This window comes from Candidatus Frankia alpina (assembly GCF_902806485.1).
GTDB classification, from domain to species: domain Bacteria; phylum Actinomycetota; class Actinomycetes; order Frankiales; family Frankiaceae; genus Frankia; species Frankia alpina.
The window spans coordinates 1-465 of record NZ_CADCWT010000583.1 but is presented as its reverse complement, the minus strand read 5'-3'; the positions used below and the strand labels follow the sequence as shown (position 1 = coordinate 465).

At 72.3% G+C, this 465-nt stretch carries 2 protein-coding genes; one reads left to right on the top strand and one right to left on the bottom strand.

Annotated elements, in window-relative coordinates; genetic code table 11:
• A partial coding sequence (locus G6R25_RS24595; RefSeq protein WP_163554713.1) for a hypothetical protein occupies window positions 1–183 on the top strand: 183 nt, incomplete at its 5' end.
• Window positions 184–275: 92 nt separating this feature from the next.
• On the opposite strand, the gene G6R25_RS25755 is transcribed toward G6R25_RS24595, so the two are convergent.
• Window positions 276–465 (bottom strand): hypothetical protein (locus G6R25_RS25755; protein WP_205447464.1); only part of this gene is annotated, 190 nt, incomplete at its 5' end.

Sequence of the window (465 nt, the reverse complement as noted above, 5' to 3'; positions counted from 1 at the left end):
CGGCCGCATCGCACGGTCGAGGAGCTGGTGGGTGAGGCCCGCCGCCTTCCGGCAGGGAAGCAGACCGCCGACGGCATCCGGGTCGCCCTGCGGGTCGGCGCGCGCAGGGCCCGCGAGGTCCGTGACGTACTCGCCGCCGGCAAGCAGACTCCGCCGGGGGCAGTCCTCAACGACGCGGCCTAACCCCTTCCTCCGCCGGGCCGCCCGGAGCGGACGGCCCGGCACCACCCCGCACCACGTTGAAGCGCCCCGCTGGAACAGTCCGGCGGGGCGCTTCAACGTCCGGGGCATGCCCAGGCCGCCCGTTCCCTCACGTCCAGGTTCAACCGGACGACAACCGGGGGGGATCCACCGGCCAGACGGATGATCCCCTGCCGTTCCAGCTGGATCAGACAGCGTTCGACCGCCCTCACCCCCATGTGAAGTTTGCGGGCAAGGCTGGACGTCGAGATGAAGTTGCCCCCG